The sequence below is a fragment of the Streptomyces sp. NBC_00483 genome, assembly GCF_036013745.1.
Classification (GTDB): Bacteria; Actinomycetota; Actinomycetes; order Streptomycetales; family Streptomycetaceae; genus Streptomyces.
The window spans coordinates 8,882,350-8,903,294 of sequence record NZ_CP107880.1 but is presented as its reverse complement, the minus strand read 5'-3'; the positions used below and the strand labels follow the sequence as shown (position 1 = coordinate 8,903,294).

The window sequence follows — 20,945 nt, the reverse complement described above, 5'->3', positions numbered from 1 at the left end:
TATGCCGATATGCCGAGGAGAGCCATGCCCTACATCCGTGTCACCGTGACCGACCCCGACCTCCCCGTCGGGACCCGACACACTCTCGCGGAGGGCCTGACCGACCTGGCAGTCTCTGCCCTGGGCAAGGACCGCTCGCGAACCATCGTCCAGATCGCCGCGGTTGAGCCCGGCACCTATTACGTGGACGGCAGGCCCATGACCGGCGGGGCGCGCGACGCCCACGTAGAGGTCAGCATCACCCTGGGCTCGAACAGCGCGGCGGAGAAGGCCGCGTTCATCGCCCAGGCCAACGAACTCCTCACCGACACCCTGGGCACTCTCGCCCGTTCCGGTGTCGCGCTGCACGAACTGCCGCCGGAGAGCTACGGCTACCACGGGGTGACCCAGTTCGACTTCTACCGAAGCGTGTCCGCCGCGCGCTGAGCACGCCCGGTCGGCTACTGGGTCGGCATGCGTTGACGCACCCCCGTTCCCCCTGCATGATGTCGGGATCATGGAGCTCACCGGCCGGTACAGCCAACCGCCGCTCGTCAGGCGCCTGTTCGTGGACCTGGGACGACAGTCCGGGTCCCTGTGTCGCTCCCCCCGCTGAACAGCGCCTGCCCGCCACCGCACTTGCCGTCACCGCACCTGCCACCCCGCTCAGTTGCATCCGGGAGCTTCGCCATGCCCGCGCCCCACGCCCCCTTCGGTGTGCCCGTCACCCGCCGCACCTTCGCCGCGCTCGCCGGGGCGGTGGCCACGACCGCCGTCACCGCTCCGGCCGCCGATGCCGCCACCGACTCCTCGCCACGCGCCGCGGCCGAGCGGCCCAACGTCCTCTGGCTGGTGGCCGAGGACCACTACCCCTTTGTCGGCGCGTACGGCGATCCCGTCGCCAGAACGCCCACCCTGGACCGGCTCGCCCGCGAAGGCATCCGCTACGAGAACTCGTACTCGACGGCGCCCGTGTGCGCCCCGTCCCGGTTCGCCCTGCTGACCGGTGTCGCCCCGCAGAGCGCGGGGCCCGCCGAGCACATGCGGGCCCTCGGACGCACTCCCGCCTTCCTCAAGGGATTTCCCGAGCATCTGCGGCAGGCCGGGTACTACGCCACGAACAACTCCAAGACCGACTACAACACCGTCGTCGACATGGACGCCACCTGGGACGCGTCCAGCGCGACCGCCCACTACCGCGACCGCCCCGCCGGAGCCCCGTTCTTCGCCGTCTTCAACGACATGACGACCCACGAGTCCAGCCTGTTCACCGCCCAGGACGGCCGTACCCGGCGCGACGAGATCCGCCTCCCCGCCTATCTGCCCGACACCCCGGAGATCCGCGGCGACTTCGCGCACTACTACGACGCGATGGAGACGATGGACGGACATGTGGCCGCAAAACTGGCCGAGTTGGAGGCGGCAGGACTCACCGACGACACCATCGTCTTCTTCTACTCCGACAACGGCGGCGTCCTGCCGCGCAGCAAGCGGCACTGCTACGACGAGGGGATGCGCACCGCACTGATCGTGCGATTCCCGGAGAAGTGGGCGCACTTGGCGCCCCGCCCGGCCGGTTCGGTGGAGCGGCGGGCGGTCACCTCCGTCGACTACGCGCCGACCGTGCTCGCCCTCGCGGGCGTCGACATCCCCGACCATGTGCAGGGCCACCCGTTCGCCGGAGTGCGCCAACTGCCGCCCGCTCGCTATGCGTTCGGCGGACGCGACCGTATGGACGAGCGCTACGACATGGTGCGCACGGTCCGCGACGCCCGCTATCGCTACCTGCGCAACTACGCTCCGCACCGCCCCTGGGGCCAGCACGGCGCCTTCGCCTGGCTGGCGCACGGCTACCAGTCGTGGGAGCAGGCCCATCTGGACGGCACCCTGAACCCCGTACAGGAGCGGTTCTGGGGCACCAAGCCCGCCGAGGAGCTGTACGACCTGCACTCCGACCCGGACGAGATCCACAATCTCGCCGACGATCCCGCCCACGCCCACACCCTCGACCGGCTCTCGCGCGCCCTGGACGAGCACATCGTGGACGTGCACGACAACGGGTTCATCCCGGAGGGCAGCCCCCTTGAGGGCTGGGAGCGGAGCCGCCGCCCCGGCGCCTATCCGCTGCGCCGCGTACTGCGGCTCGCGCGACAGGCCATCGAGCGAGACCCCCGCCATCTACCCACTCTCACCAGGGATTTGGGCGACGAGAACGAAGTCGTACGATACTGGGCCGCGCAGGGCCTGCTCATGCTCGGGCGGGACGCCGCCCCCACGCTGCCCCGCCTGGCCCGGACCCTGCGCACGGATGCCTCGCCGCAGGTGCGGATCAGCGCCGCGGAGACCCTGGTCCGAGGTGGGCACCGTGTGTCCGAAGCCGTCGAGTTCCTGTCCCGTACACTCGCCGGGCACCCCGACGTCCGGATCCGGCTCCAGGCGATCAACGCGCTCACCTTCGTCGACCCGGACCTCGCCCGCCCGGCCCGCTCCGCGATCGAGGCGGCGGCCACGAGCAAGGACGAGTATCTGCACAACGCGGGCCGGTACCTGAGATTCGTACTCGACGGGACATACACACCGACCTCGCCCGTCTACGAGCCCGTCCCCTCGGGCTGAGCGGGTGCGGACCGGCTGCCGGACGCGGGAGTCACGAGCGGCGGAGAGAGCCGGCCGGGGTCTCCTCACCCCTCCGGCGTCCGCACCTTCGGCCAGTCCAGCCCCCGCAGTTGCGCGTCGAGGCCGCCGTCGCAGAACATCAACGTACCGACGCAGTAAGCGGACTTGGGGGACAGCAGGAAGAGCACGAGCTCCGCGACCTCCTCCGGGCTGCCCGCCCGCCCCGCCGGGACGGCCTTCAGGAACGCCTCGATGCCTGCCGCGATCCGCGGGTCCTTGCGGCCGGCCCGGGTCATCGGGGTGTCGATGAACCCCGGCGCGATGGCGTTGAGGCGGATGCCGTCCGCGATGTAGTCCGCCGCACGGGTACGGGTGTAGTGGGCGATCGCGGCCTTGGTGGCCGGGTACGTGAGCACGCCGCCCTGGTCGGCCAGGGAGTCGGCGAGGGCGCGCGCCGCCTCTTCGTCGCCCGCGAGGCACGCCTCGGCGAGCCGCGGATTCCAACCGGGCTGCGTGGTCGTGGAGTTGGACGAGGCGAGGACGACGGAGGACTCGCCCGCGGCCGCCAGGGCCGGGCGCAGTTCTTCCAACAGGCCAATGGCGCCGTAGTAGTTGACGGAGACCAGCAGGCTCGCCGGCCGGTCCGCGCCGCCGGAGATCCCGGCGAACGGCACGAATCCGTCGAGCCGTCCGTCGGCGAGCCCGGTGACCTCGGCCGCCGCGGCGCTCCGCCCCTCCGCGGTGCCGAGGTCGGCCGCCACATCGGTGCCGCGCAGGTCGACGCCGATGACACGGTGCCCCTGTTCGGAGAGCCGGGCGGCGATGGCGGCACCTATACCGGAGGCGGCTCCGGTGACGGCGATGGTTCCCATGTCGGTCTCCTCTTGATGGTTCGGTGCGTACGTGGACGGGGGCGGGCCGGGGCGTCGGCCATGGTCTCAGGCGCGGCGCCCATGATCGAGCCGCTCACACACCTTCCGCCCCGCCCACACGTAGATTGAGCTGACGGGCCACCACCAGGTGGGAGCCGGACACACAGGCGGCCGGACGGCAGCCCGAGACAACCGGAGACCGGACCGGGGAAGGAGGAAGGCACCTTGAGCGACGACGCGCCCAGCGGCGTCCTGGCCAAGGCCCTCACCGTGCTGCAGGCCTTCACCGTCGAGGACACCACCCTCGGGTTCGCCGAGCTGCAGCGGCGTACGGACTTCGCCAAGAGCACCCTGCACCGGGTCCTCGGCGATCTCGTGGCGGCCCGGCTCCTCGACCGCGTCCAGGGGCGCTATCGCCTGTCCGGGCTCGTCTTCGAGCTGGGGATGCGCGCGTCGGTCGAGCGCGGGCTGCTCGAAGTGGCCACCCCCTTCCTGGAGGACCTCTTCGTACGCACCCATGAACTTGTCCATCTGGGGACGCGCGAGGGCACCGAGGTCGTCTACGTCGCCAAGATGGGCGGCCACCAGCAGGCCGACTCGCCCTCCCGGCTCGGCGGCCGGATGCCGCTGCACGCGACGGCGATCGGGAAGGTGCTGCTGGCCCACTCCCCGGCCGAGGTGCGCGAGGCCACGCTGCGCGGGCCGTTGGAGCGCAAGGCACCCCGGACCATCACCAACGTCGACGTACTGACACGGCAGTTGTCCGACGTCGTCACGAAGGGTGTCGCCTTCGAATACGAGGAGTCGGCGGTCGGCATCGTGTGTGTCGCGGCCGGGATCTTCGGGCCGGCGGACGAGATCGTGGCGGCGGTCAGTGTCACCGGACCGGTGCACCGGTTCCAGCCCGCCCGGCACGCCAACAGCGTGCGCGCGGCCGCGGCCGGAATCTCGGCGACGCTCGGCCGCCGCGAGGAACTGCGCAAGCACTGAACCACGAACGAGTTCCGCCAGACGGAACTCAATCCTGGGCCCTGGGCGCCCCTCTTGTCCAAGCTGGGGGCATGAACGAGATCTCCCCCGGCGACACCTCCCCGGGCAACGACGCCGTCGCACAGGCGGCGCGGCGGCTGCTGCGCGCCGCCGCCGACCACGTGCCCTGTCCCCCGGTGCGCGACCTGATCGGCAGCGACGACGTGAAGGCGGCCTACGCCGTCCAGGAGCTGCTCACCGCACACCGCCTCGAAGCGGGCGGCCGCGTCACCGGCCGCAAGATCGGCCTCACCTCGCCCGCCGTGCAGCGGCAACTGGGCGTGGATCAACCGGACTTCGGGGTGCTGTTCGCCGACATGAGTGTCGAGGACGGGGCCTCCGTGCCGGTCGGCGGGCTGCTCCAGCCCAAGGTCGAGGCGGAGATCGCGTTCGTCCTGGGCGCGGACCTCGCCGACGGCCCCCTCGACGACGCGCAGATCCGCGCCGCCGTGGCGCACGCGGTCCCCGCTCTGGAGATCGTGGACAGCCGGATCGCCGACTGGGACATCACCTTCGGTGACACCGTCGCCGACAACGGCTCCTCCGCGCTGTACGTCATCGGGGGCCCGGCCAAGCCGCTCACCGAGTTCGAGCCCGTCGAGGCGGACATGACGATGAAGCGGCACGAGGAGACGGTGTCCACCGGCAACGGCGCGGCCTGCCTGGGCGATCCGCTCACCGCACTCGGCTGGCTCGCCCGGACCGCGCGCGACGTCGGCGACCCCCTGCGCGCGGGCCAGGTCGTGCTGTCCGGCGCGCTCGGACCGATGGTGCCCGCCGCGGCCGGCGACGTGTTCACCGCCGACATCAGCGGACTCGGCTCGGTCTCCGTCCGCTTCCACGCCACCGCCCCCGGCCACGAAGGAGCCTGAAGCATGAAGACCAAGGTCGCCGTCATCGGCTCGGGCAATATCGGCACCGACCTGATGATCAAGGTGCTCCGCCTCTCGGACACCCTCGAAATGGGCGCGATGGTCGGCATCGACCCCGCCTCCGACGGACTCGCCCGCGCCGAGCGGCTCGGCGTCCCGGTCACCGCCGAGGGCGTCCAGGGCCTGATCGCGATGGACGGCTTCGAGGACATCCGCATCGTCTTCGACGCGACGTCCGCGAAGGCGCACGTCGCGAACGCCCAGGCGCTCGCCCCGTACGGCAAGCAGCTCGTCGACCTGACGCCCGCCGCCATCGGCCCGATGGTGATCCCGGCGGTCAATCTCGACGACCACGTCGCCGCGGACAACGTGAACATGGTGACGTGCGGCGGCCAGGCCACCATCCCGATCGTCGCCGCCGTGTCCTCCGTAGCACCGGTCCCGTACGCGGAGATCGTCGCCTCGATCGCGTCGAAGAGCGCGGGGCCCGGCACCCGCGCGAACATCGACGAGTTCACCGAGACGACCAGCCACGCGATCCAGACCGTCGGCGGCGCGGACCGCGGCAAGGCCGTCATCGTCCTCAACCCGGCGGAGCCGCCGCTGATCATGCGGGACACCGTGCTCGCGCTGGTGAACGCGCCCGACGAGGCCTCCCACGACGCCATCCGCGCAGCCGTCGCCAAGCGGGTCGACGAGGTGTCCACGTACGTTCCGGGCTACCGCCTCAAGCAGCAGGTGCAGATCACGCCGGTCCCCGCCGACCAGCCGGTGCACACCCTCACCACGGCCCCGGTCACCCACCAGGTGTCCGTCTTCCTCGAGGTCGAGGGGGCCGCCCACTACCTTCCGGCGTACGCGGGGAACCTCGACATCATGACCAGCGCGGCCCTGCGGATGGCCGAGGCCATGGCCGCCCGCGCCACCCAACTCCCCCGCGCCACCGACCTCCAGGGAGCCGACGCATGAGTGCCACCGCCGCACACACCGCCACACATGACACCAAGCTGTTCATCCAGGACGTCACCCTGCGCGACGGCATGCACGCCATCCGGCACCGCATCGCGCCGGAGCAGCTCGGGAGGATCGTGGGCGCCCTCGACGCGGCCGGTGTCGACGGGATCGAGGTGTCCCACGGCGACGGCCTCGCCGGAGGATCCCTCAACTACGGCCCCGGCAGCCACACCGACTGGGAGTGGATCGAGACCGCGGCCGCGCACATCACCAACGCCCGCCTCACCACCCTCCTGCTGCCCGGCATCGGCACCATCGAGGAACTCAAGCGGGCGTATGCGCTCGGGGTCCGCTCGGTGCGGGTGGCCACGCACTGCACCGAGGCCGACGTCTCGGCCCAACACATCGCCACGGCACGCGAGTTGGGCATGGACGTCTCCGGCTTCCTGATGATGAGCCACATGGCCGATGCCAAGACGCTGGCCGGGCAGGCCAAGCTCATGGAGTCCTACGGCGCCCACTGCGTCTACGTCACCGACTCCGGCGGCCGCCTCATGATGGACGGCGTCCGCGAGCGGATGCGCGCCTACCGCGACGTCCTCGACCCGGCCACCGAACTCGGCATCCACGCCCACGAGAACCTCTCGCTCTCCGTGGCCAACTCCATGACCGCGGTGGAGGAGGGCGTGACCCGCGTCGACGCCTCGCTCGCCGGCCAGGGCGCGGGCGCGGGCAACTGCCCCATCGAGGCGTTCATCGCGGTGGCCGACCTCAACGACTGGAAGCACGGTTGCGACCTGTTCGCCCTCCAGGACGCGGCCGAGGACCTGGTGCGCCCGCTCCAGGACCGCCCGGTCCGCGTCGACCGCGAGACCCTCACGCTCGGCTACGCCGGGGTCTACGGCTCCTTCCTGCGCCACGCGGAGGCGGCCGCCGAGCGCTACGGCATCGACGTCCGCACGATCCTCGTCGAGGTCGGCAAGCGCGGCCTGGTCGGCGGTCAGGAGGACATGATCGTCGACGTGGCGCTGGGACTCGCACAGGCGAGCTGACACCACGTACGGGACGAGCCGCCCTTCAGGCCTTCGCGGGCGCGAGGACGATGTCGAAGCGTGCCCGCGTCCAGGGTCCCTGGACGGTCCGGCCATCCGGTGTGGGGGCGTCGGCGGGGTGCTGCTCGAAGTCCTTCACCAGGGAGTCCCGGACGCCGAACACCGCGTCGGAGTCGAGGAGTTCGTCGCCCCGCACGAAGATGTGGGTCACCAGCGTGCGGCAGTCCTCGTGCGTCACCTTGAAGTGCAGGTGCGAGGCGCGCATCGGGGAGCGGCCCACCGACTCCAGCAACTCCCCCACCGGGCCGTCGTGCGGGATCGGATACGGCGTCGGGGTCACCGCCCAGAAGCGGAACCGCCCCTGGGAGTCGGTGACCAGGTGGCCTCGCGCGGCGGTCCGGTGGTCGTCGTACTGGACGTCGTAGTGGCCGGTCTCGTCCGCCTCCCACACCTCGATCCGGGCCCCCGCCAGTGGTGTGCCGGCCGTGTCGATGACCGTCCCCTCGACCCAGCAGGGTTCCCCGGGCGCACCGGCGGAGATGTCGCCGCCGAGCGGTACGGCGGGCGAGTCCTCCACGAAGAAGGGGCCGAAGACGGTGGCCTCGGTGGCGTCGCCGTGCGCCTCGTTGTTGACGGTGACGGTCTGCATGGACGCGCCGAGGACGTCGGACAGGAGGATGAACTCCTGGCGGCGGTCGTCGGTGATGTCGCCGCAGCGGGTGAGGAAGTCGATGGCCCGGTTCCACTCCTCCTCCGTGAGCCGGACCTCTCGGACGTAGGCGTGCAGATGACGCACGAGGCCGCTCATCAGCTGCCGCAGCCGGGGGTCCGGGCAGTTGTCGAAGGAGGCCGTGACGCGGTCGGTGAGTTCTGCCTCGCGGCTCTGCTGTTCGGGTCCGGGTGCCGTCCGTGTCGGGTGGGTGGTCATCGCGGGATGTCTCCTTCCCAGGCCGCCCGCAGCAGTGCGCTGAGCCGGTCCCGGGTCACGGGGGCGGGGTTGCCTTCCGGCACGGCGGCGAGGACGGGGGCCACGGCTTCGGCGATGCCGCTCTCCGGCATGCCCAGTTCCTTGAGCGAAGTGGGCGCGTCCAGGCGGGCGTAGAGGGCGGCGAGGCCCTCGGTGGCGGTGGGTGCGTCGAGTGCTGCGGCGACCCTGCGCTCGGCCTCGGGGGCGTGGGGCGCGTTGAGGGCCAGGACGTGCGGCAGAACGGCGGCGTGGGTCTGCGCGTGCGGGAGGTCGAAACGGCCGCCCAGCACATGGCAGATCTTGTGGTGCAGGCCGGATCCTGCGGAGGCGAAGACGACGGCGGCAAGGTAGGCGCCGTAGAGCATCTGCTCGTGCCCGGCCAACCGGTCGGGGTGCGCGCCGACTTCGGGCAGACCGGCGCTCAGCGCGCGGGCCGCCTCTTGTGCCATGGCGCGGTCGATGGGGTCGGCGCGCGGCCCCCACATCGCGTCGACGCAGTGTGCGAGGGCGTTGAGGCCGCTGGCGACCGCGAGTGCGCCGGGGAGGGTGAGCAGGAGCGAGGCGTCGTAGACGACGGTGGCCGGGAGCACCGCGGCGTCCACGCCGGTGGTCTTGACGCCGTCCCGGGTCAGCCCCCAGACGTTGGTCGCCTCCGAGCCGGCGTAGGTGGTGGGGACGGCGACGATCGGCAGTTTGGTGGTGAGGGCGACGGCCTTGGCGAGGCCGGTCGCCGAGCCTCCTCCGACACACACCAACGCGTCGGCGGCGTGCTCGTGCGCGACCGCGCGGGCCCGCTCGGCGGCCTCGACCGGGACGTGCTCGACCACCTCGTCGTGGACCCGCGCCCCGGTCAGGTGCTCGGAGAGCTCCGTGGTCAGGGCCCTGGCGGAGGGGCCGCCGACGATCAGGACGCGTCCCGATCCGAGCCGGGCCACTTCGTCGACGACGGTGCGGACGGCCTCCCCCGGCGCGAACACGGCGCGCTGCGCGGGGGTTTCGTGTGCGAACTTCATTCCGCCCATACTGCCTGGGCCGAGGGTGCGGAGCAGTGAGGCAGTCCGGTGGCCGGACCGACGGACTCCATCACCCGTCGCCCCCCTCAGCCCGCCATGCCGACCCGCGGTCCGGGGCCCGTATGGGAGGAGTTCTGTCGGTACAGGCCTCGGCCGATGTCGGCCGCCGTCGCCAACAGTGCGTGGATCAGCTGCTGGTCGTCGCGGCGGTCGGCCGGGACCGTCGCGGCGATCGTGCCGATGATCCGGTCACCCCCGAAGTACATGATCGGCACGGCGAAGCTTTTGTAGCCGTGCATGCACGACTCCCGCTCCTGGGCCCATCGGCGGGCGCGGATCTGGGCCAGCTCGGCGCGCAGCGCCGCCGGGTCGAGCCGGTCGGAGGACGGGGATCCGTCGGCGCGCTGCGCCTCTAGCTCCGCGATCACGTCCTCCTGGTCGTCGCTGTAGGCCAGGAGGACCCGCCCGGAGACGGTGAGCGGCCGGGACACGTTCGAACCGACGGCCGCGACGACGGCTGCCTCCCGGCGGCCGCCGAGGCGTTCCAGGTAGCAGCAGTCGGTGCCGTGCGGCACGGCCAGGTGGACCACGGCCTGGGTCGCGGCCCGCAGATCCAGCATCGCCGGGCGCGCGACCGCCCGCAGATGGGCCGGTCCGGGGACCAGTCGGCCCAGCTCGAAGATGCGCCAGCCGAGCTGGTACCCGTCCGGCGTGCGGCTGAGATAGCCGAGTTGGACGAGCTCGGTGCCGATCCGGTGCACGGTCGCCTTGGGCACGCCTGAGCGGCGGCTGAGTTCGCTCAGACCGAGGCAGGTCGAGCCGGAGGAGAAGACTCCGAGCACCAGGTGCGCCTTGCCGAGCACGGAGCTCATGTGCGGTTCGGGGGCCCCGGGCCCGACCACCGGGGCGGCCTGCTCCGCGGTGTCGAGTTCTGCCTGGGCGCTCGCGCGCATACCGCTTCCCCTCGCCGATACCAATGACCAAAGGTGATTGTTCAAACTTCGTGAACCTCTTGGCAACCCCCCTTCGGCCGCGAACACGCACCCCTGTGACGACCCGATGACGGCCGGTTACGCGGCGCCGATCCGCCCAGTGGACCGAGCGGTTCCTTCCGGGACGCGCGGCGGCGAGGCTGCCGACATGAGTAGCCAAGACACCATCGACACCCTGGTCAAGCGCATCGAGGTCCTCGAGGGCGAGGCCGACATCCGCCGTATTCAGGCCCGTTACATGTTCCTGTGCGACACACCGTGCCCGGAGTACGGGGTCGACAGCGACGAGCAGCGCATCGAGCTGATCCTCGACCTCTACTCCGACGACGCCATCTGGGAGGGCGTCGGCGAGTACTACGACAGCCAGTTCGGCCGGGCCGAGGGCAAGGAGGCGATCCGCGCGCACTTCAACCGCTTCTGGCCGCAGGACCAGGACCCGAAGCTGCTCCTGAACGCCCACTGGCTCACCTCGGAGCAGATCCATGTGTACGGGGACGAGGCCGACGGCCAGTGGATCCACTTCCAGCCCTGGCTCTTCGAGGACGGCAAGTCCCTGATCCGCGCCAGCCGGCTCAACAACGCGTTCCGCAGGATCGACGGCGTATGGAAGATCACCCGGACCCGGACCGAGAACGTCGCCATCGCCGACCTTCCCGACTTCTTCGTCGGCAGCTATCCGAAGCGGTCCGTGCTGCTCAAGGCGCCGGGGACGAACCACACGAATGAGCACGCTGCCGGCGCCTGAGCAACTCTCCCCGTTCCTCTCCTCAACGGGCCGGGATTTCCTCACCCGTTGAGGCTTCGCTCCACCCAGACCGCAGCACGCAGGGCTGCCGCCTCGGATCCCGCGATCACCTGGAGTCCGAGCGGCAGCCCTGCCGCGTTGCGCAGCCCCGGCACGGCCACCGTGGGCAGACCGAGGGCCTGCCACGGGCGGCTGAGCACCGGATCGCCGGTGGCGTCGAGCCCCTGCGGAGCCGCCCCGGGCGCGGCAGGGCCGAGTACCGCGTCGTACTGGGTGAGGAGCGCGCCGAGTTCGGTGCGTGCCGCGGCGACCAGTCGGCACGCGGCGCGGTAGTCGGATTCCGAGGTGGCCGCACCGGTTCGGAGAAGCCCGGCCAGGGGTGCGCTGAGTTGATCGGCCCGCTCCAGCTCGGCGGAGCGTTCGCGCGCCGCCTCGTAGGCCATCACCACCGGGTGCGCCGTGGTCACTTCGGCGATCAGTGCCTCCAGGGGGAAGACATCGATCGTCGCGCCACGGTCGGTGAGTCGGGCCTCGGCGGAGGCAAGCGCCGCACCCATTTCGTCGGACACGGTTGCCAAGGGGGCCGCGTTCCAGAGCGCGATCCGTGGGGTGGTGTGTGCGTCGCGGGCCGGGTCCGGCTCGCCGGTGAGGGCCGCCCAGGCGAGGGAGACATCGGCGGCGCCCGCCGCGTACACACCGTGGGCGTCGAGGCTGGGGCTGAGGCCGGCGACGCCGTCGGTGGACAGGTGCCCGTGGCGCAGGACGAGCGAGGCGACACCGCAGTACGCGGCCGGCCGGGTCACCGACCCCGCGGTCTGGGAGCCGATCGCCAGCGGGACCTGCCCGGAGGCGACCGCCGCGGCCGAGCCACTGGAGGAACCGCCGGGCGTGTGCCGCAGGTTGGCGGGGTTGCGGGTCGGGCCGGGTGCGAAGAAGGCGAACTCCGTGGTCACGGTCTTGCCGACGGGGATCGCCCCGGCCGCTCGCCAGGCCTCCACGACAGGGGCGTCCCGCTCGGCGGGGCCGGCGTCGGCCCGCAGCACCGATCCGCAGCGGGTGGGCAGCCCGCCCAGGTCGATGATGTCCTTGACGCCCATCGGGACGCCGCCCAGAGCCCCGGTACGTACGGCCGCGAGGCTGTCCGCGGCGCTGTCATCGAAGGCCACCCAGGCACGTACCCGCTCCTCGGTCCCCGCGATACGGTCGCGGCTGCGCCGCAGGGCCGCCTCGGGCGTGGTCCGCCCGGACCTCAGATCGGCGACGAGTTCACTCAGGGACCAGGGCTGTCGGACGCTGCTGTCGCTCACTGTGCCCTCCCCTGCGCGTCGGCCGCCCGCCGGCCCTCGGCCGCCCACTGCGCATCCGCCTCCCAGAAGTCCACGCCACCTGCGCTCACACCGTGCCGCCAGTCGGAGGTGCGCCGCAGATCGGGTTCGACCGCCGCGGTCTCCGCGTCCGCCGCGTCCGGGCCGTCCTGGGGAACACCCCAGTGCACCCAGCCGAGTTCACGGCCCGCCGCGTCGTGGACGAACAGGTCGACGTGTTTCCAGCCGTAGCCGTGGTTGTCGTTGTAGCAGGTGAGGGTCATCCGCGGGGCGCGGTCGACCGGCTCGTTCTCATTCATGCTCAGCCACTCCTCCTTTTCCATGCTCCGCCTCTGGATCCGACCACATCGCCCTGCCACTTCCGCCGGGTCGGTCCACTCACCGGTCCGACCCGTCGCATCGGCCCACTCGATGGCTGAGCATCCCGTTGGGCCTCGAACCAGCGTGGGGCCCTGAACCGGCCGGAAGGAGCCGACATGGGTGACGCCCCCGAGCCCATAGCGGGCACGAAGTGGCAGGCGGTGCTTTCGGAACTCCGCGAGCGACGGGCGGAGTTCAACGCCCAGGGGTACGTCCCCCGTGACTTCATCGAGAAGTTCATGCCGTTCGGTGTGTACCGGCACGCCACCCCGATCCGGTTCGGGGGAAGTGTGCTGCCGCCCCATCGGTTCCTCAGGCTCGTCGAGGAGGTGGGCCGCGTCGACGGGTCCACCGCCTGGGTGGTGGGCTTCGCCTCCGCCAACACCTACCTCGGCGCGCTCCCCGTGGAGACGCAGAAGGAGATCTACCGCGACGGCCCGGACGTCGTCGTGGCCGGTGGCCTCTTCCCGATGCAGAAGGCCGAGCGGACCGCGGACGGTTTCCGGGTGAGCGGCCGGTGGAAGTTCGCCAGCGGATGCATGGCCGCCGACTACATCAACGTAGGCCTGTTGGACGAGTCTGCGGGCGGGCAGCCGCGTGCGGCTCTCCTCCCTGCCGATCAGGTGGCCATCGTCCAGGACTGGGACGTGAGCGGGATGCGCGCCTCGGGCTCCTTCGACACGGTGCTCGAGGACGTCGAGATCCCGCTGGAGTGGACCTACATCCGCGGCGGCGCCTCACAGATCGACGAACCCCTCTTCCGCTACCCCCTGTTGGCGTACCAGGCGCAGTGCCATGCGGCCATCGGACTCGGCGTGGCCCTGGGCGCCCTTGATTACGCGCAGCAATCGGGCTCCTACCGGGGCATCACGGGCGCTCCGCCGATCGGCGAACGAGCGTACTACCGCACGGAGTTCGCGCGGGCCTACGTGGCGCTGCAGTCGGCACGCCGCTACTTCCTGGACGTCGCGGAGGAGGTGTGGGAGACCGTCAGCGCGGGGGAGGCGGCGAGTGCCGATCAGATCGCGCGCATCCGGCTCAGCGCCGTCCATATCGCCGACACCGCTGCCCAGGTCGTCCACGACCTGTCCAAGGTGTCCGGGGCGGCGATCATCCAGAACTCGCACCCTCTGAACCGGATCCGCCTCGACGCGCAGGTCCCCCAGTTGCACGCCTCGCTCAGCCAGCACATCTACGACGACGCCGGGGCCGTCCTGCTGGGCCTCGACCCGACCACCCCCGGCTTCCTGGGCCCCACACACCCACGTAACGACCCGGACCGCCCCAGGAGCAGCAACACCGAGGAGAAGACAGCATGACCATCGATTTCACCCCGGCCACCATCCATCAGCTGGAACCGTCCGATCTCGTACAGGAGGACCGTGTCGCCGCACGGGTCTACACCGACCCGGAGATCTTCGAGCGCGAGATGACGCAGATCTTCGAGAAGACCTGGATCTGGGTGGCGCACGAGAGCGAGCTGCCCAAGCCGGGCAGCTTCAAGTCCACGTACGTGGGCCGCAATTCGGTGATCGTCACCCGGGACCGCAAAGGCGCCATCCACACCCTCGTCAACCGCTGCCGGCACCGCGGCGCCAGCCTGTGCGAGAAGCCGCGCGGCGAGGCCAACGGCTTCACCTGCCCGTACCACGCCTGGTCGTACGGCCTGGACGGGCGGCTGCGCGGCATCCCGTATCCCGATGGCTACGAGGGGGTGATGAGCAAGGACGAGATGGGCCTGCACAAGCTGCGCACCGAGAGCTACCGCGGCCTGATCTTCGCCACCTTCGACCAGGACGCGGAGCCGCTGGAGGAGTTCCTCGGCGATGTGCGGCTGTGGGCCGACCGGTTCTTCAAGCAGGGCGGCGGCTATCCGCTCAAGGTGCTCGGCACCCACCGCTTCAGGTTCCGGGGCAACTGGAAGATCCAGTTGGAGAACACCACCGACGGCTACCACTTCCCGATCGTGCACCGCTCCTGGATGAGCTCGGTGGACGGCGAGACGGCCGACATGCTGAGCTTCATGACCGACCCGGCCTCCACCTGCCACGACCTCGGCAACGGGCACAGCGTGATGCACATGGTGCCGGCACACATCGACCTCGACGCCGATGACGGCAGCGAGCCCCTGCAGCCCCGATTCGACGGCCTGGTCGCCGAGTTGAGGGAGGGCGGGGCCGACGATGCGCAGATCCGCAAGCTGGTGCGCGCGATGCACGGCACCGGATCGAACCTGAACCTGTTCCCCAACGTCGGCCTGTCCTCGGCGTTCTTCCGGGTGCTGCGTCCGGTCAGCGTCGACGAGACGATCATCGAGCACGTGGCGCTCGGCGTGGACGCCCCCGAGGAGATCGCGGGCCCGATCCGCCGCGAACGCCTGCGCATCCACGAGCACTTCCAGGGCCCCTTCGGTTTCGGCACCCCCGACGACGCCGAGGGCTGGGACCGCGTGCAGCGCGGCGCCCAGGCCTGCCCGGAGATGCCGATCATGGTGAACCGCGGCCTGAAGCGCGAGGCCGACGCCCCCGAGGGCTGGGCCACCTCGCACAGCACCGACGAGACCGGTATGCGGGCCGCGTACCGGATGTGGAAGAAGATGATGAGCAATGGCTGACACCGCCACCACGATCACCGACGCCCCCGGGGCCACCCTCTCCGACCCGCGCGTCGTGCGGGCCATCGAACTCCTCTGGCACGAGGCCGACTTGCTCGACCGCAAGGAGTACCGGGCCTGGAACGAGCTCTACGCAGAGGACGGCATCTACGTCATCCCGCTCGATCCCACCACCGAGGACTTCGACGACCAGCTGAACATGGTCTACGACGACGCCCGGATGCGGGCCATGCGCGTGGCGCGCCTCACCGAGGGATACGCCATCGCGGCGGTCGACTCGGCCAGGACCGTGCGTACCGTGTCGCGGTTCGTGCCCGTGGAGACCACCGACGGATCGGTGTCGTTGCGCGCCGCCCAGGTCCTCGTCGCCTACAAGCGGGGTCGCCACCAACTGTGGGCCGGTGACGTCGAGTTCACAGTCCGGTTCGGTGCGGACCGGTCGGAGGACCGGATCGTGCGCAAGGTGATCCGCCTTGTGGACGCCGAGGACGCCGTGCCCGCCGCGGGGTTCCTGCTGTGAGCGTCGCCGTCCAGGTCTCCGAGATCGTGGAGGAGAGCGCGGCGGTCCGCTCCCTGCGGCTGCGCAGGGCCGACGGCGCCGCGTTCGGCCCCTTCGCCGCCGGCGCGCACGTCGACGTGACAGGTCCGACCGGGGTCATGCGCCAGTACTCGCTGGCGGGTGACCCGGCCGACCGCTCGTCCGTCCTCATCGCGGTGAAGCGGGAGGCGGAGTCCCGGGGCGGCTCGGCCGCGCTCCACCGGACGGCGGTCGGCGACGAGTTGACGATCGGACCGCCACGGAACCTGCTGGGCATCGCGGACGCGGCCGACCGGCATCTGCTGGTGGCCGGCGGCATCGGCGTCACGCCACTGCTGAGCATGGCCTACGAACTCCACCGCCGCGGCGCCGACTTCGCGCTGCACTACTTCGTACGCTCCCGAGCCGAGCTCGCCTTCGGCGACCTGCTGGAGCGCCGCGCCGAGTTCCGCGACCGGGTCACTCTGCACATCGGCCGACCGCGGTCCGAACACCCGGACATCCTGGGCCCGTTGACCGCCCCACTGAGCACTGCCAGCCATGTCTACACCTGCGGCCCGGTCGGCTTCATGGATCAGGTCACCGCCGTCTTCGCGCCGGTCGTGGGCGAGGCGCAGGTCCATGTCGAGCACTTCTCGGCGGAGCCGGTCGACGCCTCGGACAACACGCCGTTCACGGTGGAGCTCGACACCGGCGAGGAGTTCGAGGTCCCCGCGGACCGGTCGATCCTCTCCGTGCTCGAGGAGGCGGGCATCCCGGTCGGCAAGTCCTGCGAGGAGGGCATCTGCGGCTCGTGTGTCTCCGGCCTCCTGGAAGGCACCGCCGACCATCGCGACCACTGCCTGTCGGCCGCCGAGCACGCGGCCGGCGCGGAGATCGCCCTCTGCGTGTCACGGGCGCGCTCCGACCGGCTCCGTATCGAGCTGTACTGACCGGCGGCACACCACCCTCCGACTGCGTGCCGAAACTCCCCTCACAGGCACCGAGGTAGACACATGACCGAGCAGATATCGGCGGCGGACACACCGACCGCGCCGGAGCCGTCCCGCACCGGCATCGTCCGCATCGCCATGGCCAGTGGCGTGGGCACCTCCCTGGAGTTCTACGACTTCGCCATCTACGGGACGGCGACCACGCTCGTCCTCACCGACACCTTCTTCCAGACCGACGACGCCTGGTTCGGCACCTTCCTCGGGCTCGCGACCTTCGCGATCGGCTTCCTGATGGCCCCGCTCGGCGCGGCCGGGTTCGGCCGGCTCGGCGACCGGTACGGGCGGCGTTTCGCGCTTCTGCTCACCTTCATCGGCATGGGCGCGGCGACCGTCCTGATGGGTGTGCTGCCGACCTACGCCCAGATCGGTGTCGCGGCGCCTCTGCTCCTGGTCGTACTTCGGATGGCACACGGCCTGTTCCGCGGCGGCGAGACCGGCGGCGCTGCCGCCCTGGCCATCGAGCACGCCCCCGATGAGAAGCGGGCCAGGTACGGCGTGTTCGTCGCGCTCGGCTCGCCGTTCGGGACGATCCTCGCCAACCTGGCGTTCGCCGCCGTGCTCTTCCTCCCGGACTCCAGCGTCGAGTCATGGGGCTGGCGGCTGCCCTTCCTCGCCGGTGGCATCGCCATCGTCATCGGCATCTGGATCCGCCGGGGTGTGGCGGAGAGCCCGGTCTTCCAGCAAATGGTGCGCGAGGAGGGCGAGACACTCAAGGACCGGCGACCGGTGGCCGACGTCTTCCGCTCCAACTGGCGGCGCGTACTGCTGGCCGCGGGCGTGAACATCGGCCTGAACTCCTGCACGTTCGCGCTGGTCACCTTCATGATGTCCTACGCGACATCGGCCGCACCGGACGGTCTCGGGCTGCCCCGGCAGGAAGTGGTCAACGCCAGCACCCTCGGCCTGCTGGTCCACGCGGCCAGCAACGTCCTCGGGGCCTGGGCATCGGACCGGTTCGGCCGGCGACCGGTCATGTTCACCGGAGCGCTCGCGTCGCTGGTCGCGGCGCTGGTCATCTTCCCCATCGCCGGAATGGGCTCCATCGGCGCCCTCACCGCCGCGCTGATGCTCGGCTTCGCGACGACCGGGCTGCTCTTCGGCCCGATGTACACCTTCTTCACCGAGCTCTTCCCCCGTGACCAGCGGCAGTCCGGGATGGGCATCGCCTTCCACCTCGGGGCGGTCCTCGGCGGCGGCATCTCCCCGCTGGTCGCGAACCGGATCATCGCCGCGACCGGAAACGCGATGAACGTCGGCTACTACCTCGCCGGCACCTGCGTCCTCTCCCTGGTGTGTCTGACGGCCCTCCCGGAGACGGCGCCCCGGGCGCTGCGCCGCCTCCACCCGAACCAGACCGCCACCGCGCCACCCGCCAAGGCGCCGGACGCGGCCGACGTCCCGTGATCCGAATAGACGTCCCGTAACCGGAACACTCGACGCGGTACGGCTCAGTGGGACTGCTTGTGCGTGGTGCGGTCGTGGCGGCGGCGTGCCCGGAAGCGGCCGCGGCCGCCGTCGCGATGGTCGTGCCGGTCGGCCGGGACGGTCGGCGGCGGCTGGTCTGGCAGGGTTCCGGCGTCTGCGCCCTCGCCGGGATTCCGGCGGCCGGGCAGGAAGCGGCGGTAGGTGCGCAAGGCGATCCTTTCGGCGTGCTGGGCGTTGAGACGATGGATCAGATAGACGCCCATGGCGATCAGCACCAGGAAGGCGACCGAGGTGAGCATGGCGTCCATGCCCCTCACCTCCCCGCCACCGTGGGGCCGACGTGCGTGGACGTCGCGCCGCCCGCGTACTCCCGTGAACCCTGCGAGGTCTGCGGAGCCTGCGAGATCTGCGGCCGGTCGATCACGGCGGCGCCACGAAGGCGCGCGGTTTCCGCCGCCACGAGATCCGTGGCGCTCAGCCGAGGACCGTCCGGGGCGCAGGCGGCGACCATGAGCCGGTCAGCGCAGGCGGCACTCGTCTCGGGCGGAATCACCAGGAGATCGAAGCGGCGAGTCCCGTAGGACAGCAACAGCAGTGTGTGCGGGTCGAGTTCGGGGGTGAACCAGCCGGTCTTCACCACCCGCTGACCGACGGTCACCTTGCGCGGGACGACTGGCCAGAGCATCGGATTGACGGCGACACGCGTGATGCGGCCCCACAACGGGTCGAGTACGTCCACGAGTTCGGGAAGCTCGACGGTCAAGTCGCGCGAGTGGGGCCACCAGGCGCCGTCCAGCAGGCCGCGGCTCGTCGGGGACCTCAGCGCAACGCGGGCACCGGACGGCGGGGAGGATGAGGGTGGAGTGGTGCGGGTGGGCGGGATGATCGCGATCACGATGCGAACCCGTCTCCGGAGCGACACGGGGGTCGCCCCGATGTATCCGATCACCGAGGACGAGACCCGCGTGGCTGCCGGAGTGCGAAATGCCCTCGGTGCCTCCACCGTACTCCTACGGGTGCGTTCGGTTACGGGTCCGACGAAGGCCGTTCCGCTTGCGTGGTGCAGGTGGCCGGCCGACCGTCCGAGCTTCGCGTCCGATCGGCCGAGCTTCCGCCCCGTGAACTGCCTCCAGGCGGACACCTGGAGGCAGTTCACGGGGTTCACCGCGCGCTGAGGTCGGGGCGCTGCTGCGACACAGGAGCGGGCTCGGGCGCGAGCTCGGGCGCGAGTACGGGCGCGGGCTCAGGCGTCGGCCGGGAGCTCACCAGCCACAGGCCGGTGCACACCGCGGCGGCCAGGGTGACGGCTCCGGCCACGACGAAGGCGCCTTCGAGACCCGCCTCGAAGGAGGCCCCACCGGACTGAAAGGCGCGTACCACGGCCCCGAGCACCGCCACACCGAGCACCGCGCCGATCTGCCGCGTGGTGCTGCTGACGCCCGAGGCGAGGCCGCCTTCCTGCGGGTCGACCGCCTGGATGGCGGCGCCGGTCAGCGGGGACATGGTCAGGGCGAAGCCGATGCCGACCATGGCGAGCCGCCACCACACGTTCGCGTAACCGGTGTCGGCGTGCACCCAGCCCAGCGCGACGAGCCCGAGACCGGCCAGCGCCAGGCCGCCGGTGACGACGGACCGGTAGCCGTACCTGGCGGCGAGGCGGCCCGCGAAGGGGCTGACGACGACCATGGCGAGCGTGGCGGGCAGGGTCTGCAGTCCGGCCATCAGGATCGAGCTGCCCTGGACATACACGAAGAACTGCGAGAAGAAGAAGTACGAGCCCATGAGCGCGAACCCCACCACGATCATCGCGGAGTTGGAGACGGTGAACAGCCGCTGACGGAACAGGCCCAGCGGCAGCATCGGTGCGGGGTGCCGCCGTTCCACGGCCACGAACGCGCCCAGGAGGACGGCCGCCGCGGCGAAGCCACCGAGGATCACCGGTGAGGTCCAGCCGCGCGAGCCGCCTTCGATCAGGGCGTAGGACAGCGTGCCGACCCCGAGGACGGACAGGATCGTGCCCGGGATGTCGAGGGCGCCGGGCTCCGGGGTGCGGGACTCCTTCAGGACGCGCCGGCCGGCCACCAGCAGGACCACGCCGATGGGCACGTTGACCAGGAAGATCGCAGGCCAGCCGAACGCCTGCGTAAGGACGCCTCCGGCCACGGGCCCGGCGGCCAGGCCGATGCCACTGAGCCCTGCCCACAGCCCGATCGCCCTGACCCGCTCCTTCGGGGCGGGGTGCGCGGCCACCAGGAGTGCGAGCGAGGCGGGGCTCAGCGCCGCGGCCCCGATCCCTTGCAGCACCCGCCCGGCCACCAGCCAGCCGACCGAGGGCGCGACGCTGCACAGCACGGACGCCGCGGTGAACACCGCGACACCGCTCAGGTACACGCGCTTGCGGCCGAAGCGGTCGGCGAAGACTCCGCCGGACAGCAACAGCATGGCGACCAGCAGGACGTAGGCGTCGACGATCCATTGCAGGCCGGTCAGTTCGGCACCCAGGCGGTGCTGCATGTCGGGCAGTGCCGCGCCGACGATCGTGTTGTCGAGCAGCACCATGAACTGCCCCAGACAGGTCACCACGAGCATGAAATCCCCTC

Annotated in this window: 21 protein-coding genes; 12 read left to right on the top strand and 9 right to left on the bottom strand. The window is 71.1% G+C overall.

Going from position 1 to position 20,945, the window contains the following annotated elements:
• The first annotated feature begins 24 nt into the window (after positions 1–24).
• Positions 25–426: a tautomerase family protein gene (locus tag OHA73_RS39830; RefSeq protein WP_327657626.1), complete on the top strand. Its 402-nt coding sequence runs from the start codon at positions 25–27 to the stop codon at positions 424–426.
• A gap of 243 nt (positions 427–669) precedes the next feature.
• Entirely contained in the window at positions 670–2,595 is a 1,926-nt protein-coding gene (locus tag OHA73_RS39825) for a sulfatase-like hydrolase/transferase (RefSeq protein WP_327657625.1), read from the top strand.
• 65 nt (positions 2,596–2,660) lie between these two features.
• Here the strand turns inward: OHA73_RS39825 and OHA73_RS39820 are convergent, their stop codons facing one another.
• Positions 2,661–3,467, bottom strand: coding sequence for an SDR family oxidoreductase (locus OHA73_RS39820; RefSeq protein WP_327657624.1), 807 nt, complete (start codon positions 3,465–3,467; stop codon positions 2,661–2,663).
• 225 nt (positions 3,468–3,692) lie between these two features.
• Between OHA73_RS39820 and OHA73_RS39815 the strand changes: the two genes are divergently transcribed.
• The 4 genes from OHA73_RS39815 to dmpG all read left to right on the top strand — a co-directional run bounded on the left by OHA73_RS39815 (position 3,693) and on the right by dmpG (position 7,374).
• Positions 3,693–4,457 (top strand): IclR family transcriptional regulator, encoded by a 765-nt coding sequence (locus OHA73_RS39815; protein WP_266723580.1) that lies wholly within the window; start codon positions 3,693–3,695, stop codon positions 4,455–4,457.
• 71 nt (positions 4,458–4,528) lie between these two features.
• Positions 4,529–5,368 (top strand): 2-keto-4-pentenoate hydratase, encoded by an 840-nt coding sequence (locus OHA73_RS39810; RefSeq protein WP_327657623.1) that lies wholly within the window; start codon positions 4,529–4,531, stop codon positions 5,366–5,368.
• Positions 5,369–5,371: 3 nt separating this feature from the next.
• Positions 5,372–6,337, top strand: a complete 966-nt coding sequence (locus OHA73_RS39805) for an acetaldehyde dehydrogenase (acetylating) (RefSeq protein WP_327657622.1) — start codon at positions 5,372–5,374, stop codon at positions 6,335–6,337.
• A complete protein-coding gene (dmpG, locus tag OHA73_RS39800; protein WP_327657621.1) occupies positions 6,334–7,374 on the top strand; it encodes a 4-hydroxy-2-oxovalerate aldolase in 1,041 nt (346 codons plus the stop codon). The genes OHA73_RS39805 and dmpG overlap by 4 nt, the downstream gene beginning before the upstream one ends.
• A gap of 25 nt (positions 7,375–7,399) precedes the next feature.
• Here the strand turns inward: dmpG and OHA73_RS39795 are convergent, their stop codons facing one another.
• From OHA73_RS39795 to OHA73_RS39785, 3 genes are all read right to left on the bottom strand, one after another.
• Positions 7,400–8,302 (bottom strand): intradiol ring-cleavage dioxygenase, encoded by a 903-nt coding sequence (locus OHA73_RS39795; RefSeq protein WP_327657620.1) that lies wholly within the window; start codon positions 8,300–8,302, stop codon positions 7,400–7,402.
• Entirely contained in the window at positions 8,299–9,354 is a 1,056-nt protein-coding gene (locus OHA73_RS39790) for a maleylacetate reductase (protein ID WP_327657619.1), read from the bottom strand. Before OHA73_RS39790 ends, OHA73_RS39795 begins: the two co-directional genes overlap by 4 nt.
• A gap of 86 nt (positions 9,355–9,440) precedes the next feature.
• Positions 9,441–10,307: an IclR family transcriptional regulator gene (locus tag OHA73_RS39785; RefSeq protein WP_327657618.1), complete on the bottom strand. Its 867-nt coding sequence runs from the start codon at positions 10,305–10,307 to the stop codon at positions 9,441–9,443.
• A gap of 187 nt (positions 10,308–10,494) precedes the next feature.
• Here OHA73_RS39785 and OHA73_RS39780 point away from each other — a divergent pair, with 187 nt between their 5' ends.
• Positions 10,495–11,091, top strand: coding sequence for a nuclear transport factor 2 family protein (locus OHA73_RS39780; protein WP_267067898.1), 597 nt, complete (start codon positions 10,495–10,497; stop codon positions 11,089–11,091).
• 41 nt (positions 11,092–11,132) lie between these two features.
• Here OHA73_RS39780 and OHA73_RS39775 read toward each other — a convergent pair whose 3' ends face one another.
• Positions 11,133–12,398 (bottom strand): amidase, encoded by a 1,266-nt coding sequence (locus tag OHA73_RS39775; protein ID WP_327657617.1) that lies wholly within the window; start codon positions 12,396–12,398, stop codon positions 11,133–11,135.
• Positions 12,395–12,715, bottom strand: a complete 321-nt coding sequence (locus OHA73_RS39770) for a hypothetical protein (protein WP_327657616.1) — start codon at positions 12,713–12,715, stop codon at positions 12,395–12,397. The genes OHA73_RS39775 and OHA73_RS39770 overlap by 4 nt, the downstream gene beginning before the upstream one ends.
• A 177-nt stretch (positions 12,716–12,892) precedes the next feature.
• On the opposite strand from OHA73_RS39770, the gene OHA73_RS39765 reads away from it, so the two are divergent.
• The 5 genes from OHA73_RS39765 to OHA73_RS39745 all read left to right on the top strand — a co-directional run bounded on the left by OHA73_RS39765 (position 12,893) and on the right by OHA73_RS39745 (position 18,324).
• On the top strand, positions 12,893–14,095 hold the full coding sequence (locus OHA73_RS39765) for an acyl-CoA dehydrogenase family protein (protein WP_327657615.1): 1,203 nt from the start codon (positions 12,893–12,895) through the stop codon (positions 14,093–14,095).
• The gene (locus tag OHA73_RS39760; protein ID WP_266723559.1) at positions 14,092–15,390 is read left to right on the top strand and encodes an aromatic ring-hydroxylating oxygenase subunit alpha; all 1,299 of its coding nucleotides are present in this window, start codon (positions 14,092–14,094) and stop codon (positions 15,388–15,390) included. The genes OHA73_RS39765 and OHA73_RS39760 overlap by 4 nt, the downstream gene beginning before the upstream one ends.
• Entirely contained in the window at positions 15,383–15,910 is a 528-nt protein-coding gene (locus tag OHA73_RS39755; RefSeq protein ID WP_267067902.1) for an aromatic-ring-hydroxylating dioxygenase subunit beta, read from the top strand. The genes OHA73_RS39760 and OHA73_RS39755 overlap by 8 nt, the downstream gene beginning before the upstream one ends.
• Positions 15,907–16,860, top strand: a complete 954-nt coding sequence (locus OHA73_RS39750) for a PDR/VanB family oxidoreductase (RefSeq protein WP_327657614.1) — start codon at positions 15,907–15,909, stop codon at positions 16,858–16,860. The genes OHA73_RS39755 and OHA73_RS39750 overlap by 4 nt, the downstream gene beginning before the upstream one ends.
• Positions 16,861–16,923: 63 nt before the next feature.
• The gene (locus OHA73_RS39745) at positions 16,924–18,324 is read left to right on the top strand and encodes an MFS transporter (RefSeq protein ID WP_327657613.1); all 1,401 of its coding nucleotides are present in this window, start codon (positions 16,924–16,926) and stop codon (positions 18,322–18,324) included.
• Between the two features lie 44 nt (positions 18,325–18,368).
• Here OHA73_RS39745 and OHA73_RS39740 read toward each other — a convergent pair whose 3' ends face one another.
• The 3 genes from OHA73_RS39740 to OHA73_RS39730 form a co-directional block, all read right to left on the bottom strand.
• The gene (locus tag OHA73_RS39740) at positions 18,369–18,653 is read right to left on the bottom strand and encodes a hypothetical protein (RefSeq protein WP_266723553.1); all 285 of its coding nucleotides are present in this window, start codon (positions 18,651–18,653) and stop codon (positions 18,369–18,371) included.
• 5 nt (positions 18,654–18,658) lie between these two features.
• The gene (locus OHA73_RS39735) at positions 18,659–19,141 is read right to left on the bottom strand and encodes a DUF5994 family protein (RefSeq protein WP_443063240.1); all 483 of its coding nucleotides are present in this window, start codon (positions 19,139–19,141) and stop codon (positions 18,659–18,661) included.
• Positions 19,142–19,506: 365 nt separating this feature from the next.
• Positions 19,507–20,934, bottom strand: a complete 1,428-nt coding sequence (locus tag OHA73_RS39730) for an MFS transporter (RefSeq protein WP_327657611.1) — start codon at positions 20,932–20,934, stop codon at positions 19,507–19,509.
• Positions 20,935–20,945: the final 11 nt, after the last annotated feature.

Bases quoted from the DNA above. Each gene is read 5' to 3' on its own strand.
- OHA73_RS39830 (WP_327657626.1), top strand. From the start codon at position 25: ATGCCCTACATCCGTGTCACCGTGACCGACCCCGACCTCCCCGTCGGG.
- OHA73_RS39825 (WP_327657625.1), top strand. From the start codon at position 670: ATGCCCGCGCCCCACGCCCCCTTCGGTGTGCCCGTCACCCGCCGCACC.
- OHA73_RS39820 (WP_327657624.1), bottom strand. From the start codon at position 3,467: ATGGGAACCATCGCCGTCACCGGAGCCGCCTCCGGTATAGGTGCCGCC.
- OHA73_RS39810 (WP_327657623.1), top strand. From the start codon at position 4,529: ATGAACGAGATCTCCCCCGGCGACACCTCCCCGGGCAACGACGCCGTC.
- OHA73_RS39805 (WP_327657622.1), top strand. From the start codon at position 5,372: ATGAAGACCAAGGTCGCCGTCATCGGCTCGGGCAATATCGGCACCGAC.
- dmpG (WP_327657621.1), top strand. From the start codon at position 6,334: ATGAGTGCCACCGCCGCACACACCGCCACACATGACACCAAGCTGTTC.
- OHA73_RS39795 (WP_327657620.1), bottom strand. From the start codon at position 8,302: ATGACCACCCACCCGACACGGACGGCACCCGGACCCGAACAGCAGAGC.
- OHA73_RS39790 (WP_327657619.1), bottom strand. From the start codon at position 9,354: ATGAAGTTCGCACACGAAACCCCCGCGCAGCGCGCCGTGTTCGCGCCG.
- OHA73_RS39785 (WP_327657618.1), bottom strand. From the start codon at position 10,307: ATGCGCGCGAGCGCCCAGGCAGAACTCGACACCGCGGAGCAGGCCGCC.
- OHA73_RS39780 (WP_267067898.1), top strand. From the start codon at position 10,495: ATGAGTAGCCAAGACACCATCGACACCCTGGTCAAGCGCATCGAGGTC.
- OHA73_RS39770 (WP_327657616.1), bottom strand. From the start codon at position 12,715: ATGAATGAGAACGAGCCGGTCGACCGCGCCCCGCGGATGACCCTCACC.
- OHA73_RS39765 (WP_327657615.1), top strand. From the start codon at position 12,893: ATGGGTGACGCCCCCGAGCCCATAGCGGGCACGAAGTGGCAGGCGGTG.
- OHA73_RS39760 (WP_266723559.1), top strand. From the start codon at position 14,092: ATGACCATCGATTTCACCCCGGCCACCATCCATCAGCTGGAACCGTCC.
- OHA73_RS39755 (WP_267067902.1), top strand. From the start codon at position 15,383: ATGGCTGACACCGCCACCACGATCACCGACGCCCCCGGGGCCACCCTC.
- OHA73_RS39745 (WP_327657613.1), top strand. From the start codon at position 16,924: ATGACCGAGCAGATATCGGCGGCGGACACACCGACCGCGCCGGAGCCG.
- OHA73_RS39740 (WP_266723553.1), bottom strand. From the start codon at position 18,653: ATGGACGCCATGCTCACCTCGGTCGCCTTCCTGGTGCTGATCGCCATG.
- OHA73_RS39730 (WP_327657611.1), bottom strand. From the start codon at position 20,934: ATGCTCGTGGTGACCTGTCTGGGGCAGTTCATGGTGCTGCTCGACAAC.